Origin of the sequence: Falsirhodobacter sp. 1013, assembly GCF_051195255.1 — a bacterium.
Classification (GTDB): Bacteria; Pseudomonadota; Alphaproteobacteria; order Rhodobacterales; family Rhodobacteraceae; genus Falsirhodobacter.
In genome coordinates, this window is sequence record NZ_JBNJLK010000001.1 from 197,855 (window position 1) to 213,045 (window position 15,191).

Genomic DNA, 15,191 nt, shown 5'->3' on the forward strand with positions numbered 1-15,191 from the left:
CGGCGCCTATGGGTTATGCGCGACCGAGCGCCTTCATCACCGCCTCGCCCAGATGGGCGGGGCTGTCGGCGACGACGATGCCGGCCTCTTTCATGGCTGCGATCTTGCTGTCCGCATCGCCCTTGCCGCCGGACACGATGGCACCGGCATGGCCCATGCGACGTCCGGGAGGCGCCGTGCGGCCCGCGATAAAGCCGGCGGTCGGCTTCCAGCGGCCCTTCTGGCGTTCGTCGGCCAGGAACTGCGCGGCTTCTTCCTCGGCGGAACCGCCGATTTCGCCGATCATGATCATGGCTTCCGTTTCCGGGTCCGACAGGAACATGTCGAGCACTTCGAGGTGCTCGGTGCCCTTGATCGGGTCGCCGCCGATGCCAACCGCCGAGGATTGGCCGAGGCCGAGGTCGGATGTCTGTTTCACGGCTTCATAGGTAAGCGTGCCCGAACGCGATACAACACCGATGGAGCCACGTTTGTGGATGTGGCCCGGCATGATGCCGATCTTGCAGGCGTCCGGCGTGATGACGCCGGGGCAGTTCGGCCCGATCAGGCGCGACTTGGAGTTCAGCAGCGCGCGCTTCACCTTCATCATGTCCAGCACCGGGATGCCTTCGGTGATGCAGATGATCAGCTCCATCTCGGCGTCGATGGCTTCCAGGATCGAGTCGGCCGCGAAAGGCGGCGGGACGTAGATCACGGACGCGTTGGCGCCGGTTTTCGCGATGGCGTCATGCACAGAATCGAAGACCGGCAAGCCCAGATGCTCCTGCCCGCCCTTGCCGGGCGTCACGCCGCCGACCATCTTCGTGCCGTAGGCGATCGCCTGTTCCGAGTGGAAGGTCCCCTGGCTGCCGGTGATGCCCTGGCAGATGACCTTGGTGTTTTCGTTGACGAGAACGGCCATGGATTACCCCTTCACCGCTTTGACGATTTTCTGCGCCGCGTCCGACAGGTTGTCGCCCGCGATGACGTTCAGGCCGGAGTTCGCGATGATCTCCTTGCCCTGCTCCACGTTCGTGCCTTCCAGACGCACGACCAGCGGAACCTGAAGGCCCACTTCCTTCACAGCGGCGATGATGCCTTCCGCGATGATGTCGCAGCGCATGATGCCGCCGAAGATGTTGACCAGGATGCCTTTGACGTTCGGATCGGAGGTGATGATCTTGAACGCCTCGGTCACCTTCTCTTTCGTCGCGCCGCCGCCGACGTCGAGGAAGTTGGCCGGTTCCGCACCATACAGCTTGATGATGTCCATCGTGGCCATCGCAAGGCCCGCACCGTTGACCATGCAGCCGATCTCGCCGTCCAGCGCGATGTAGTTCAGGTCAAACTTGGACGCCGCCAGCTCTTTCGGGTCTTCTTCCGTCTCGTCGCGCAGCGCCATGATGTCAGGGTGACGGTACAGGGCGTTGTTGTCGAAGCTGACCTTCGCGTCCAGCACCTTGATCTGGCCTTGCGGCGTCACGATCAGCGGGTTGATCTCCAGCATCTCCATGTCCTTCTCGATGAAGGCCTTGTAGAGAAGCTTGACCAGCGACACGCACTGCTTGACCAGTGCCCCTTCGAGACCAAGCGCGAAGGCAACCTTGCGGCCGTGGAAGTCGGCCAGACCCGCCGCCGGATCGACGGAGAAGCTGACGATTTTCTCGGGCGTGTGCTCCGCCACTTCCTCGATGTCCATGCCGCCTTCGGTCGACACGACGAAGGACACGCGAGAGGTCTGACGGTCCACCAGCAGCGCAAGATACAGCTCACGCTCGATGTCCGAACCGTCTTCGATGTAGATGCGGTTCACCTGCTTGCCGGCCGGACCGGTCTGGTGCGTGACCAGCGTGCGGCCCAGCATCTGCTTGGCCAGCTCTTCGGCTTCCGCGACGGACTTCGCCAGACGGACGCCGCCCTTCTCGCCGGCCGAAGCCTCGACGAACTTGCCCTTGCCGCGACCGCCGGCATGGATCTGCGATTTCACGACCCAGAGCGGGCCGCCCAGCTCACCGGCGGCCGATTTGGCCTCATCTGCCTTGAGCACGATGCGTCCGTCCGAAACAGGCGCGCCGTAATCGCGCAGAAGCGCCTTGGCCTGGTATTCATGGATGTTCATGGCAATGTCCCATGCTGGTGATTTGTCATATCGATGACACGGATCTGACCGCCGTTGAAACGAATTCAAACGCGGATAGGCGAAGGACGGCCGAAATCTGCACTTCGTGATCACAGTCTGAAAATGTGTGATCACAATATTCTGCGCTGCGGCACGGCTTTTGGCGGTGCGGCGTAGATCGCAGCAAAAAGGCGCGCCCGGAAACCGGACGCGCCTCAGAATCGCTGCCGAGCGGATCAGGCCAGCGAGGGGTCGATTTCCTTGCAGGCGGCGACGAGGCCTTTGACAGCGTCGACGGACTTGTCGAACATCGCCTGCTCCTCACCTGCCAGCTTGATGTCGACGATCCGCTCGATCCCGTCCTTGCCAATGATCGTGGGCACGCCGACATACATGCCGTTCAGGCCGAAGGCGCCGTCCACGTAGGCAGCGCAGGGCAGAAGGCGCTTCTGGTCCTTCAGATAGGCTTCCGCCATCTCGATCGCCGAGGTTGCGGGCGCGTAGAAGGCCGAGCCGGTCTTCAGCAGGCCGACGATCTCGGCGCCACCGTCACGGGTGCGCTGGATGATCGCGTCCAGCTTTTCCTGCGTCGTCCAGCCCATCTGCACCAGGTCGGGCAGCGGAATGCCGGCCACGGTGGAATAACGGGCCAGCGGCACCATCGTGTCGCCGTGGCCGCCCAGCACGAAGGCCGTCACGTCGCGCATGGAGACGTTGAATTCCAGCGACAGGAAGTGACGGAAACGGGCGGAGTCGAGCACGCCGGCCATGCCGACGACCTTGTTGTGCGGCAGGCCCGAGAATTCGCGCAGCGCCCAGACCATCGCGTCCAGCGGGTTGGTGATGCAGATCACGAAGGCGTTCGGCGCGTGCGCCTTGATGCCTTCGCCCACGGCCTTCATGACCTTGAGGTTGATGCCCAGCAGGTCGTCACGGCTCATCCCCGGCTTACGCGGCACGCCGGCGGTGACGATGCAGACATCCGCGCCCGCAATGTCTTCATAGCTGTTGGCGCCCTTCATCACGGCGTCGAAGCCTTCGGACGGGCCGGACTGTGCGATGTCCAGCGCCTTGCCCTGCGGCGTGCCTTCCGAAATGTCGAACAGCACGATGTCGCCGAGTTCCTTGATCGCGGCGAGATGGGCGAGCGTGCCGCCGATCTGTCCCGCGCCGATCAGTGCAATCTTGGGTCTGGCCATGAAATATCTCCGGTCCATGAGGATTGACGCTGAATGGGGTAGCCCCTGAATTGCCGTCACGCAAGTTCCCAGGGCTCCTCCTCCCACCGCTTGGCGTTGTTGGTAGCCAACCGGCTTTCACATCGCAAGTGCTTGCGAATGACCGGGCAAGCTGGTCCAGTGCGCGCAACCTTCAAGGGAGGAACGCCATGCCCATCCGCCCCCTGCGTTCGGCGCTTTACATTCCTGCGGCCAATGCCCGCGCGCTGGACAAGGCCCGCACCCTCCCCTGCGACGCGATCATCTTCGATCTGGAAGACGCCGTCAGCCCGGCCCGCAAGGACGAGGCGCGGGCGAGGTTGATCCAGGCCCTGCGGGACATGGAGTACGGCCACCGCTTGCGCCTGGTCCGGGTGAATGATGAAACGGACATGGCGGCGCTGACCGATGTGCCGCTGGACGCGCTGGTCCTGCCCAAGGTGCGGTCCGCCGACCTGCCGGACAGCCCGCACCCCTTGTGGGTGATGATGGAAACGGCGCAGGCGATCCTGAACGCCCCTGCCATTGCCGCACATCCGAAGGTGGAAGGGCTGATCATGGGCACCAACGATCTGGAACGGGAGCTGCATCTGCGCCCGCGTCCGGACCGGCTGGGCCTGACGCACGCCTTGGCCGCCTGTGTGCTTGCAGCGCGGGCCACGGGCAAGCCGATTCTGGACGGCGTTCACGCGGCGTTCCGCGACATCGACGCCTTGCGGAGCGAGGCGGCGCAAGGGCTGGACCTGGGCTTTGACGGCAAGACCGTGATCCACCCCGCCCAGCTGGACGTCGTGAACGAGGTCTTCAGCCCTTCCCCCGCCGAGATCGACCTGGCCCGGCGCCAGATCGCCGCGCATGAGGCCGCCGAGCAGGATGGCAGCGCCATCGCCGTCGTGGAAGGCCGCATCGTGGAGGCCTTGCATGTCGACATGGCCCGGCGCACGCTGGCGCTGGCCGAAGCCATCGGAAAACTGTGAGGATCCATGAAACTCTACCGCCTGCTGACCGAAGACGACACGTCCGCGTTCTGTCACAAGGTCACCGCCGCCCTGAACAAGGGATGGGAGCTGTATGGCAGCCCGACCTATGCCTTCGACAGCGCCAAGGGCCTGATGCGCTGCGGTCAGGGCGTGGTGAAGGAGGTGCCGGGCACCTACACGCCCGACACGAAGCTGGGCGAACAGTGAAGCTGTGATCACGGGTTATTCCTCCGTGATCACAAGCGTCTTTTTCTTTCTCTTTGCCCATCAATTGGGCGAAGAGGGGCTTCTGTCCGCGTGACTTTGGCGTACAATCGTATATGACGGAATTGCGAAAACCAGCCAGCCCGCCCCCTTTCTGTCCTGCGGGCGTGCAAGCAAGAGAAGGGTTCGAACATGGCTGAAGCGAAACGGATTCAGCGACCGCTTTCCCCCCATCTCCAGATCTACCGCCCTCAAATCACCTCGATCACCTCGATCCTGACCCGAATCACCGGCAACGCGATGCTGGTGGCGGTGGTCCTGATCGTGTGGTGGCTGGTGGCGGCGGCCCTGGGTGAAGAGGCGTATGAGACTGCGAACGGCTTCATCACCTCGTGGTTCGGCGACCTGGTGATGTCCCTGTCCCTTCTGGGAATGTGGTACCACTTCCTTGCCGGCATCCGTCACCTGATTTGGGACCGGGGCTACGCGCTGGAGATCAAGAAGGCCGAGATGCTGGGCATCGTCTGCCTCGTCGGCTCCGTCGTGCTGACGCTCATCACGCTGATCGCGCTGTAAGGAGGCATCATGCGTTACCTGACCGACTACAAGCGCGTTCACGGCCACGGCTCGGCCCACAGCGGCGCGCATCACTACTGGAACACGCAGGTCTCCTCGGCGGCGCTGGTGATTCTGGTTCCGCTGTTCATCTTCACCTTCGGCCATGCGCTGGGGATGGAATATGCGGACGCCGTCGAATACTACTCGCGTCCCCTGCCGGTGCTGATCGCGGCTCTGACGATGATCGTGGGCCTGATCCACTTCAAGAACGGCGCGCAGGTCATGTTCGAGGATTACACCAAGGCGAAGGTGCGGATCTCGCTGATCCTGCTGTCGACGGCGTTCAGCTATGTCTGCATCGGGCTGGTGCTGTTCGCGCTGGTCAAGCTCGCGCTCTGAAGGAAAACCGATGTCTGCTTACGAATACGAAACCCACGAATACGATGTGGTCGTGGTCGGCGCCGGCGGCGCGGGCCTGCGCGCGACACTGGGCATGGCCGAACAGGGCCTGCGCACCGCCTGCGTGACCAAGGTCTTCCCGACCCGTTCGCACACCGTCGCGGCCCAAGGCGGCATCGCGGCGTCCTTGTCGAACATGGGTCCGGACAGCTGGCAGTGGCACATGTACGACACCGTGAAGGGGTCGGACTGGCTGGGCGACACGGACGCGATGGAATACCTCGCACGCGAAGCCCCCAAGGCCGTGTACGAGCTGGAGCATTACGGCGTCCCCTTCTCCCGCACGGAAGAAGGCAAGATCTACCAGCGGCCCTTCGGCGGCCACACGACGGAATACGGCGAAGGCCCCCCGGTGCAGCGCACCTGCGCCGCCGCCGACCGGACCGGCCACGCAATCCTGCACACGCTGTACGGCCAGTCGCTGAAGCACAACGCGGAATTCTACATCGAGTACTTCGCGCTCGACCTCATCATGACGAACGGCAAGTGCACGGGCGTCGTGGCATGGAAGCTCGATGACGGCACGATGCACGTCTTCAACGCCAAGATGGTGGTGCTGGCCACGGGCGGCTACGGCCGCGCCTATTTCAGCGCGACCTCGGCCCACACCTGCACCGGCGACGGTGGCGGAATGGTGGCGCGCGCGGGCCTGCCGCTTCAGGACATGGAGTTCGTGCAGTTCCACCCGACCGGCATCTACGGCTCGGGCTGCCTGATCACCGAAGGCGCGCGCGGCGAAGGCGGCTACCTCACCAACTCGGAAGGGGAGCGGTTCATGGAACGCTACGCCCCGACCTACAAGGATCTGGCGTCGCGCGACGTGGTGTCGCGCTGCATGACGCTGGAAATCCGTGAAGGCCGCGGCGTGGGCGAACACAAGGACCACATCCACCTGCACCTGAACCACCTGCCGCCCGAAACGCTGCACGAACGCCTGCCGGGAATTTCCGAATCCGCGCGCATCTTCGCGGGCGTGGACCTGACGAAGGAACCGATCCCGGTTCTGCCGACGGTGCACTACAACATGGGCGGCATCCCCACCAACTATTGGGGCGAGGTGCTGAGCCCGACGGCCGACAATCCCGACGCCATCCTTCCCGGCCTGATGGCCGTGGGCGAAGCGGGCTGCGCGTCGGTGCACGGGGCGAACCGTCTCGGCTCCAACTCGCTGATCGACCTTGTGGTGTTCGGGCGTGCGGCGGCCATCCGGGCGGCAGAAGTCGTGAACCCGAAGGACCGCAACGAACCCGCCAACACGGCGGCCATCGACGCGATCTTCGACCGCTTCGACCGTTTCCGCAACGCCAATGGCAGCATCCCTACGGCCGAGCTTCGGCTGGAGATGCAGCGCACCATGCAGGCCGACGCGGCCGTGTTCCGCACGGACAAGACGCTGGCCGAAGGCGTGGCCAAGATGAAGGCGATCGCCGCCAAGATGGCCGACATCAAGGTGACCGACCGCAGCCTCATCTGGAACTCCGACCTGATGGAAACGCTGGAACTTGCGAACCTGATGCCGAACGCGCTGGCCACCGTGGTCGGGGCCGAGGCCCGCAAGGAATCCCGCGGCGCCCACGCGCACGAGGATTATCCGGATCGCGACGACGTGAACTGGCGCAAGCACAGCCTAGCCTGGGTCGATGGGAACGAGGTGCGTCTGGACTACCGTCCCGTGCGCCTTGATCCGCTGACCACGTTCGAGGAAGGCGGGATCGATCTGAAGAAGATCGCGCCGAAGGCACGGGTCTACTGATGCGCCGGATCGTCGCCTCTGCCCTTCTGCTTGCCGCCTGCTCTCCGCAGACGGTGGCCGACAATGTTGCACGCAGTGCGGCCCGGTCGGTTGTGAACCCGGTCGTGGCACAATACATGCCATCCGGGCAGGCCGAGGCGGCGACCAACTGCGTCATCGACAATGCCGACGCGGGGGAGCTTTCGACCCTTGCGCGCGACATCGGAACGCGGGCCGGCACGACCACGGTGCAGATCGTGGCGCGGATCCTGTCCCGGCCGTCGACGGTGCAGTGCCTTGGCTCGCAAGGGCTGCCGGCCCTGACGGGGCTGAGCTACTGATGCGGGCCGCGGCGCTTCTTCTTCTGGCGGTGGCGGCCTGCGGGCCGATCCCGCGCGAGGATGCCGAGGCCGCCTGCTTCCGCCGCGCCGAACTTGCGCTGCACCCGCGCGGCTATGTCGAGATCGGCACGGGTTCGGGCGGCCACACCTATACCGGCGTCGAGATCAACGCGTCGTCGGACTTCTTCATGGGACGCGATCCGGCAGCTGTCTACCAGACCTGCGTCTTCAACAAATCGGGCGAGATGCCGACGCGTCCGCTATACGAGCGCCCTGACTGGAGGGGATGATCTTATGGTTCAGTTCACACTGCCGAAAAACTCCAAGATCCGTACCGGAAAGACCTGGCCGAAGCCCGAGGGCGCGACCAATGTCCGCAAGTTCCAGATCTATCGCTGGAGCGCCGAGGACGGGGAAAACCCGCGGGTCGACACCTACTTCCTGGACATGGACAAATGCGGTCCGATGGTCCTGGATGCCCTGATCAAGATCAAGAACGAGATCGACCCCACGCTGACCTTCCGCCGGTCCTGCCGCGAAGGCATCTGCGGGTCCTGCGCGATGAACATCGACGGGATCAACACGATCGCCTGCATCTACGGTCTGGACCAGATCAAGGGCGACGTGAAGATCTACCCCCTGCCCCACATGCCGGTGGTTCGCGACCTGATCCCCGATCTGACGACCTTCTACGCCCAGCACGCGTCCATCATGCCGTGGCTGGAAACGAAGACGAACCGTCCGGCCAAGGAATGGCGCCAGTCCATCGACGACCGCAAGAAGCTGGACGGGTTGTACGAGTGCATCATGTGCGCCTCGTGCTCCACCGCCTGCCCGAGCTACTGGTGGAACCAGGATCGCTATCTGGGTCCGGCGGCGCTGCTGCACGCGTATCGCTGGATCATCGACAGCCGGGACGAAGCCACGGGTGAGCGTCTGGACGAGCTGGAGGATCCCTTCAAGCTGTACCGTTGCCACACGATCATGAACTGCGCCAAGACCTGCCCCAAGGGTCTGAACCCGGCCAAGGCCATTGCCGAGATCAAGAAGATGATCGTCGAGCGGGTCGTCTGACCCACCGCTGCGTCGAACAGAAAAACCCCCGCCAACCGGCGGGGGTTTTTCCTTGTCGGACGGAAAGCCTTACGCCAGCGAAGCGTTCAGCGTGATCTCGGTGTTCAGCAGCTTGGAAATCGGGCAGTTCACCTTGGCGTCCGCAGCCGCCTTCTGGAACTCGTCCTCCGAGATGCCGGGCACGGTGGCCGTCAGCGTCAGTTCCGACTTCTTCACGGCGAACCCTTCGCCTTCCTTGTCCAGCGTCACCGCCGCGACCGTGTCCATGTTGTCGGCCTTGAAGCCGGCCTTTTCCAGAACCAGCGACAGCGCCATTGTAAAGCAGGACGCGTGGGCCGCACCGATCAGCTCCTCGGGGTTGGAGCCCTTGACGCCTTCAAAGCGCGCGGCAAAACCGTAGGGATGGGCGTTCAGCGCACCGCTCTCGGTGGAGATGGTGCCCTTGCCGTCCTTGATGCCGCCGGACCACTGGGCCGAACCTTTTTTCACGATAGCCATGATCGTCTCCTTCGCGTTGGGATACGGGTCAGGCAGCTAGACCGGCCTTGGGGCCTTTCAACCAAAGAACCCATCACCTGCGCGCGAGAGGAGGTCGCGGGCCAGATCCTCGCCCATCGCTTCACCGTCCGCGACAGGGCCGCGACGTTCGCCGGCCAGCACCTCGGTACCGTCGGGGCGCAGGATTTCGCCGCGTAGCCACAGCCCGCCGTCCACCAGCAAGGCCAGCCCCGCGATCGGCGTTTCGCAGGATCCGTCCAGCGTCGCAAGAAACGCCCGTTCGGCCCGGATGCAGGCCGCCGTGGGCGCGTCGTGGAGGACCGCCAGCATCGCGGCCACGCGATTATCGGTCATGCGACGCTCGATCCCGATGGCGCCTTGCGCCACGGCGGGCAGCATGTCTTCGGGCACGATGGGGCTTTGGCCCACCTCCATGCCCAACCGGTTCAGACCCGCCATGGCGAGGAACGTCGCCTGCGCCACGCCTTCGTCCAGCTTGCGCATCCGGGTCTGAAGGTTGCCGCGGAATTCCACCACCTGCAGGTCGGGCCGGCGCGCCAGCAACTGCGCCCGGCGGCGGAGGCTGGACGTGCCGACCACCGCGCCCTGCGGCAGGTCGGCGATGCCGCCGAGGCCCGGCGCGATGAACGCGTCCCGCACATCCTCGCGCGGCAGCCAGGTGTCCAGGATCAGGCCCTCGGGCTGTTGCACCGGCATGTCCTTCATGGAATGCACGGCCAGATCGATGGTGCCGTCCAGCAGCGCCTCCTCGATCTCTTTCGTGAACAGGCCCTTGCCGCCCACTTCGCGCAGGGCGCGGTCCTGCACGCGGTCGCCGGTGGTCTTGATCGGCACGATCTGGAAGCAGTCGGGCGGCAGGTCATGCGCCTGCGCCAGCCGGTCGCGCGTTTCATGCGCCTGCGCCAGCGCAAGCGGCGATCCACGGGTGCCGATGCGAAGCGGCGCGTCAGGGGTGGGCATCTGGGTCATATGCCCCATCTACCGTGCCGGAAGGGGGCGGGCAACCTTGACTCTGCCCACCCACCCCCCGAGATGGGCCCGAAGGAGATCCGACCATGACCGACAAGCCGATCCTGCGCGCCCTAGCGGGCGAGGTCCTGCCCACGCCGCCCGTCTGGATGATGCGCCAAGCCGGCCGCTACCTGCCCGAATACCGCGCGACGCGGGCGCAGGCCGGGGATTTCCTGTCACTGTGCTACACCCCCGACCTTGCGGCCGAGGTGACGTTGCAGCCCATCCGCCGCTACGGCTTCGACGCGGCGATCCTGTTCGCGGACATCCTGCTGATCCCGCAGGCCTTGGGGTTGGACCTGCGTTTCGTGCAAGGCGAAGGCCCGCGCCTGTCGACCATCACCGACATGGCGGGGGTTCAGGCCCTGCGCCCGACCGACACGATCCACGACACGCTGTCGCCCGTCTATGAAACGGTGAAGATCCTGTCGCGCGAACTGCCCGATCCCGTGACGCTGATCGGCTTTGCCGGCGCGCCCTGGACCGTGGCCACCTACATGGTCGCCGGCCGCGGCACGCCGGATCAGGGGCCCGCGCACCGCCTGAAGGACACCGACCGCCCCGCCTTCCAGGCGCTGATCAACCGCATCACCGAGGCCACGATCGAATACCTGGATTGCCAGGTGCGCGCAGGGGCCGAGGTCATCAAGCTGTTCGACAGCTGGGCCGGATCGCTGAAGGGTGCCGATTTCGACGATTTCGCGCTGGCCCCGGCCCAGACCATCATCACGGAACTGAAGCGCCGCCACCCTACCCTGCCCGTCATCGCCTTCCCGCGCGAGGCGAAGGAGCGTTACGTCGGCTTCGCGCAGGCCGTGGGCGCGGATGCCGTGGCCATCGACAACTCGGTTCAACCGGACTGGGCGGCGGCGCAGGTGCAGGTGTCGGGCTGCGTGCAGGGCAACCTCGCCCCGCACCATTTGGTGGACCCCACGAATCTGGAAGCCGAAACCAAGCGCATCGTCGCCGCCTTCCGCAACGGGCCGCACATCTTCAACCTGGGCCACGGCATCACGCCCGACGCCGATCCCGACAACGTGCACCGGATGCTGGCCGCCATCCGCGGCTGACCTCAGACCTGGCTCGTCGCCCCCTCCGGCGTGGCGGGCCCTCGGGGCAAGGCATGCGTCTTCGGTCCCGCGCTACGGGTCCCTGTCCTGCCCTTCCGGACATGCAACTCGATTGGCCTTTCCGCCGCCGCGTGCCACAGTGCCGGCATGGACCAGATCGCGCCCGACCTCGACACCATCGAAGCCCTCGCCCGTGAAGCGGTGGAGGGGCTGCCCGCCGCGTGGCAGGGCCCCGCCCGCGCCGTGATCCTCGTGGTGGAGGATTTCCCCTCGGACACCCTGCTGGCCGAGATGGAGATGATGGATCCCTACGAACTGACTGGCCTTTACGAAGGCATTCCGCTGACGGAAAAGTCGGTGATGGACCAGCCCATGGGGCCGGACCTGATCCGCCTGTTCCGCCGGCCGATCCTGGATGAATGGGTGGATCGCGGAAACGTGACGCTGCGCGAACTGGTCACGCATGTGGTGGTGCACGAACTGGCCCATCACTTCGGCTGGTCCGACGACGACATCGCCGCCATAGACCCGTGGTGGGAATAGGCTATCCTTCCCACATCCCACAGGAGGAGACACCGATGACCATCACCCGTCGTACCGCCCTGACCACCGGGGCGGCGTTGCCGCTGGCCGCCTTCGTGCCGACCCACCTGGCCGCACAGGCTTCCACCCCTCAGGAGGCACCCGCCATGCCGCTGCATCACAGCTTCACCTTCGGATCCATGCGGATCACGGTTCTTCTGGCCGGACAGGCGCCCAGCGACAATCCGCACGGCACCTTCGGCCTCAACGCCTCGGAAGAGGAGTTCGTGGCCCTGTCGCAGGAGAACTTCATCCCATCCGACCGCGCCATGGGCAACTTCTGCCCCGTGGTGGTCGAATCCGGCAACGGTGTGATCCTGTTCGACACCGGCCTGAACCCCGACGGGCTGAAGGCCGCCCTGGCCAGCGCTGGCATGGGGGTGGAGACGATCCGCACGGTCGTCCTCACCCACATGCATGGCGATCACATTGGCGGCCTGTCGGCCGACGGCATGCTGACCTTCCCCGACGTGGATCTGGTCGCCGGACGGATCGAGATGGAGCATTGGTCCCAAGCCGGGAACGAGACGTTCGAGGCCAAGCTGCGCCCCTTCGTGTCCGACTTCCGCCTGCTGGAGGATGGTGACGAGGTGGTTCCGGGCGTGAAGGCGATGCTGGCCCCCGGCCACACGCCCGGCCACATGACCTTCCTGCTGACCGAGGATGGCGGCCAGCGGCTGCTGCTGACGGCCGACACGACCAACCATTACGTCTGGTCGCTGGCCCGCCCCGACTGGGAAGTGCGCTTCGACATGGACAAGCCCACCGCCATCAACACCCGCCAAAAGGTCCTGTCCATGCTGGCCGAGGAACGGATCCCCTTCATCGGCTATCACATGCCCTTCCCCGCGGTCGGCTTCGTGGCCAAGACCGAAGCCGGCTACCGCTTCATGCCGGAAACCTACCAGTTCGAGCTGGCGGCGAGCTGACGCCGCAAGGGACGCCGGATCATCCGGCGTCCTTTTCCCAAAGGCCCGTCAGCGCGCGCGACAGCAGGTTCGGGATGCGCGGGCGCGATGCGGTGTGGAAGGGCATCGGGCGGCTCAGCTCCATCGCCGCCACGCCGATGCGGGCGGTCAGGGCCGCGTTGATCATCCCCTCGCCGAACCGGCGCGACACGCGGGACAAGAGGCCCCCGCCCACGGCCGAATGCACAAGATCGTCCGTCACGGCCAGCGCGCCCGTGGCCACCAGATAGCTGAACACCCGACTCATCAGTTTCAGGCTGCCCACCGTGCCCGAACGTCCACCATAGATCTCGGCGATGCGCCGCACCATGCGCAGGTTGGCAAACAGCGCCGTCGCCACATCGGCCAGCGCCAGCGGCACCAGCGCCGTGGCGATGGCCACCTGCCGCGCCGCACGCTCGATTTCCCGGCGGGCGTATTGGTCCAGCGGGGCCAGCAGTTCGGTTTCCGTCATGTTCAGCAGGGCGTCGGCGTCGAACGTCTCGTCCTGACGTTCGCGCAGGCGCGCCACGGCCTGCGGGTGGTGCGGGGCGTAGACCGAGGCGATGCCTTGGCTGGCCGCCCGTGCGGCCTTCACGTCCGCCCTGGCCCGCGCCTCGTCCACCGCCAGCCGCAGGTGGTCCAGCCGTGCCAAGCGGAAATAGGCCAGTGCCTCGCGTCCTGCCAGTATCACGGCGGCCGCGATTGCCAGCCCGATCAGCACGAAGGCAATCAGCCCCAGCACCGTGTTCCGGTTCAGGAGCGAGTCGATGAAGTCATAAGCCGCAACCGACAGGATGAACCCGCCCGCCGCGCCGAACGCCCAAAGCGCGAACTTCCACAGGCCCGAGGGCTTCTTCGCCCCCACACGGATCGCGACGGCCAGCGCGCCCTCGCTGTCCTCGGGCACGGGGGCGGCCAGGGCGGGGTCGGCGGGTTCCTCCCAGTCCAGAACGACGGGCTTCTTCATAGGCGGTCTCCGATCAGGAACTGGGCCGCGCGGTCCAGGCGGATATGGGGCGGGCCTTCCCCGGGCCGCAGGGTGCTGCGGGCGGGCGCGAAGCTCATCAGCGAGAATTCGGCATCGAGCCACTTTTCCACCCCTTCCCGCGCGGGGGACAGAAGGCGCGCGGGATCGGCGGGCAATTCCCCGGGATACATGGCCACGTGGCGGTTGTCGGGCAGGCGGCCGCGGACGGCCTCCAGCACCTCGCCGTGGCGGGTGATCTCCTCCTCAACCGTGGCGCGGAGGGAGGCCAGCGACATCGCCTCGGTCCGCGCGCCGGCAAATGCGGCGCGGTCGCGGGCGTCGCGCAGCAGCGCCTCCATGATGGCGGTCAGGCGCGGGTGCTGGGTGTGATGGATGTGGTCGGCCTTGGTGGCCGCGAACAGGATGCGTTCCACGCGCTTGCCCAGCAGGATCTGGCTCAGGAAGCTGTTCGCGCCGGGGCGGAAGGCGGTCAGGATGTCGGCCATGGTGCGGCGCAGATCCTCCAGCGCCTGCGGGCCGTCATGGATGGCGGACAGCGCGTCCACCAGCACCACCTGCCGGTCGATCCGGCTGAAATGGTTGCGGAAGAACGGGCGGACCACCTTGTCCTTGTAGCCTTCGTAGCGCCGCGCCATTTCATGCCAAAGGGTGCCGCGCCGCGCGTCGGACGGCTTGGGCAGCGGGGCGAAGGTCAGGACCGGGCTGCCCGCCAGATCGCCGGGCAAAAGGAAGCGCCCCGGCGTGCAGTCGGAATAGCCGTCTTTCCGCGCCGCCTGCAGATAGGCGGTGAAGCTTTCCGCCAGTGCCAGCGCGCGGCCCTCGTTCAGCGGCAACGCCCCATCCTCGGCTCGCGCGGTCGCAAGGAAGTCCCGCGCCTGCGGGCGCTTGGCGATGCGGGCGAAGGTGGCGTCGGACCACTCCTCGTACGTCTTGTCCAGCAGGGCCAGATCCAGCAGCCATTCCCCGGGATAGTCGATGATGTCCAGGTGCACCGTCTGCATCCCCTGCAGCCCCGAAAACATCCCCGACGGCCGCACGCGGAACGACAGCCGCAGTTCGGAAATGGAGCGGGTGGAGTCCGGCCAACGCGGGTCGTCGCCGGTCAGGGCGGCCAGATGCGCCTCGTAATCGAAGCGCGGCAGGGTGATGTCGGGCTGGGGTTGCAGCCAGACGCTTTCGATCCGCCCTTCGGCCTGCGCCTTCAGCTGCGGCATCCGGCCGCGGTCCAGCAGGTTCGCGACCAGCCCGGTGATGAACACCGTCTTGCCCGCCCGCGACAGGCCCGTGACGCCCAGCCGGATCACCGGATCCGAAAACAGCCCCCCCACGCTGGAGATCGTGCCTTCCACGCGGCGCGTGACGGTGTCGGTCAGGGTCGATAGGGCCACGTGCATTTTCTCCGGTTGCC

The 15,191-nt window shown here is 65.9% G+C and carries 18 protein-coding genes; 11 read left to right on the plus strand and 7 right to left on the minus strand.

What is annotated here, in order from left to right:
• Positions 1–13: 13 nt before the first annotated feature.
• The 3 genes from sucD to mdh form a co-directional block, all read right to left on the minus strand.
• Entirely contained in the window at positions 14–901 is an 888-nt protein-coding gene (gene sucD / locus ACSHZY_RS01070; protein WP_435164282.1) for a succinate--CoA ligase subunit alpha, read from the minus strand.
• 3 nt (positions 902–904) lie between these two features.
• Positions 905–2,098 carry an ADP-forming succinate--CoA ligase subunit beta gene (gene sucC / locus ACSHZY_RS01075; RefSeq protein WP_435164284.1) on the minus strand — a complete coding sequence of 398 codons (1,194 nt, stop codon included), beginning with the start codon at positions 2,096–2,098 and terminating at the stop codon, positions 905–907.
• Between the two features lie 236 nt (positions 2,099–2,334).
• Complete coding sequence (gene mdh, locus ACSHZY_RS01080) at positions 2,335–3,297, minus strand: malate dehydrogenase (RefSeq protein ID WP_435164286.1); 963 nt, start codon at positions 3,295–3,297, stop codon at positions 2,335–2,337.
• 188 nt (positions 3,298–3,485) lie between these two features.
• On the opposite strand from mdh, the gene ACSHZY_RS01085 reads away from it, so the two are divergent.
• The 8 genes from ACSHZY_RS01085 to ACSHZY_RS01120 all read left to right on the plus strand — a co-directional run bounded on the left by ACSHZY_RS01085 (position 3,486) and on the right by ACSHZY_RS01120 (position 8,663).
• A complete protein-coding gene (locus ACSHZY_RS01085; RefSeq protein WP_435164288.1) occupies positions 3,486–4,292 on the plus strand; it encodes an HpcH/HpaI aldolase/citrate lyase family protein in 807 nt (268 codons plus the stop codon).
• A gap of 6 nt (positions 4,293–4,298) precedes the next feature.
• Positions 4,299–4,502, plus strand: a complete 204-nt coding sequence (locus tag ACSHZY_RS01090) for a DUF1737 domain-containing protein (protein WP_435164290.1) — start codon at positions 4,299–4,301, stop codon at positions 4,500–4,502.
• Between the two features lie 189 nt (positions 4,503–4,691).
• Entirely contained in the window at positions 4,692–5,075 is a 384-nt protein-coding gene (sdhC, locus tag ACSHZY_RS01095; RefSeq protein ID WP_435164292.1) for a succinate dehydrogenase, cytochrome b556 subunit, read from the plus strand.
• A gap of 9 nt (positions 5,076–5,084) precedes the next feature.
• Complete coding sequence (gene sdhD / locus ACSHZY_RS01100) at positions 5,085–5,456, plus strand: succinate dehydrogenase, hydrophobic membrane anchor protein (protein WP_435164294.1); 372 nt, start codon at positions 5,085–5,087, stop codon at positions 5,454–5,456.
• Positions 5,457–5,466: 10 nt separating this feature from the next.
• Entirely contained in the window at positions 5,467–7,269 is a 1,803-nt protein-coding gene (gene sdhA / locus ACSHZY_RS01105) for a succinate dehydrogenase flavoprotein subunit (RefSeq protein ID WP_435164296.1), read from the plus strand.
• On the plus strand, positions 7,269–7,589 hold the full coding sequence (locus tag ACSHZY_RS01110; protein WP_435164297.1) for a hypothetical protein: 321 nt from the start codon (positions 7,269–7,271) through the stop codon (positions 7,587–7,589). Before sdhA ends, ACSHZY_RS01110 begins: the two co-directional genes overlap by 1 nt.
• Positions 7,589–7,879: a hypothetical protein gene (locus tag ACSHZY_RS01115; RefSeq protein WP_435164299.1), complete on the plus strand. Its 291-nt coding sequence runs from the start codon at positions 7,589–7,591 to the stop codon at positions 7,877–7,879. The genes ACSHZY_RS01110 and ACSHZY_RS01115 overlap by 1 nt, the downstream gene beginning before the upstream one ends.
• A 4-nt stretch (positions 7,880–7,883) precedes the next feature.
• Positions 7,884–8,663 (plus strand): succinate dehydrogenase iron-sulfur subunit, encoded by a 780-nt coding sequence (locus tag ACSHZY_RS01120; protein ID WP_271972159.1) that lies wholly within the window; start codon positions 7,884–7,886, stop codon positions 8,661–8,663.
• A 69-nt stretch (positions 8,664–8,732) separates the two neighbouring features.
• On the opposite strand, the gene ACSHZY_RS01125 is transcribed toward ACSHZY_RS01120, so the two are convergent.
• Both ACSHZY_RS01125 and hemC read right to left on the minus strand, forming a co-directional pair.
• Positions 8,733–9,161, minus strand: coding sequence for an OsmC family protein (locus ACSHZY_RS01125; protein WP_435164302.1), 429 nt, complete (start codon positions 9,159–9,161; stop codon positions 8,733–8,735).
• Positions 9,162–9,218: 57 nt separating this feature from the next.
• Entirely contained in the window at positions 9,219–10,151 is a 933-nt protein-coding gene (gene hemC / locus ACSHZY_RS01130; protein ID WP_435164304.1) for a hydroxymethylbilane synthase, read from the minus strand.
• Positions 10,152–10,237: 86 nt separating this feature from the next.
• On the opposite strand from hemC, the gene hemE reads away from it, so the two are divergent.
• From hemE to ACSHZY_RS01145, 3 genes are all read left to right on the plus strand, one after another.
• Positions 10,238–11,263, plus strand: a complete 1,026-nt coding sequence (hemE, locus tag ACSHZY_RS01135) for a uroporphyrinogen decarboxylase (protein ID WP_435164306.1) — start codon at positions 10,238–10,240, stop codon at positions 11,261–11,263.
• 147 nt (positions 11,264–11,410) lie between these two features.
• Positions 11,411–11,806 carry a metallopeptidase family protein gene (locus ACSHZY_RS01140; RefSeq protein ID WP_435164308.1) on the plus strand — a complete coding sequence of 132 codons (396 nt, stop codon included), beginning with the start codon at positions 11,411–11,413 and terminating at the stop codon, positions 11,804–11,806.
• A gap of 35 nt (positions 11,807–11,841) precedes the next feature.
• Positions 11,842–12,774: an MBL fold metallo-hydrolase gene (locus ACSHZY_RS01145; RefSeq protein WP_435164310.1), complete on the plus strand. Its 933-nt coding sequence runs from the start codon at positions 11,842–11,844 to the stop codon at positions 12,772–12,774.
• Positions 12,775–12,793: 19 nt separating this feature from the next.
• Here the strand turns inward: ACSHZY_RS01145 and ACSHZY_RS01150 are convergent, their stop codons facing one another.
• Both ACSHZY_RS01150 and ACSHZY_RS01155 read right to left on the minus strand, forming a co-directional pair.
• Positions 12,794–13,762, minus strand: a complete 969-nt coding sequence (locus ACSHZY_RS01150; protein WP_435164312.1) for a YcjF family protein — start codon at positions 13,760–13,762, stop codon at positions 12,794–12,796.
• Entirely contained in the window at positions 13,759–15,171 is a 1,413-nt protein-coding gene (locus ACSHZY_RS01155) for a YcjX family protein (protein WP_435164314.1), read from the minus strand. The genes ACSHZY_RS01150 and ACSHZY_RS01155 overlap by 4 nt, the downstream gene beginning before the upstream one ends.
• Positions 15,172–15,191: the final 20 nt, after the last annotated feature.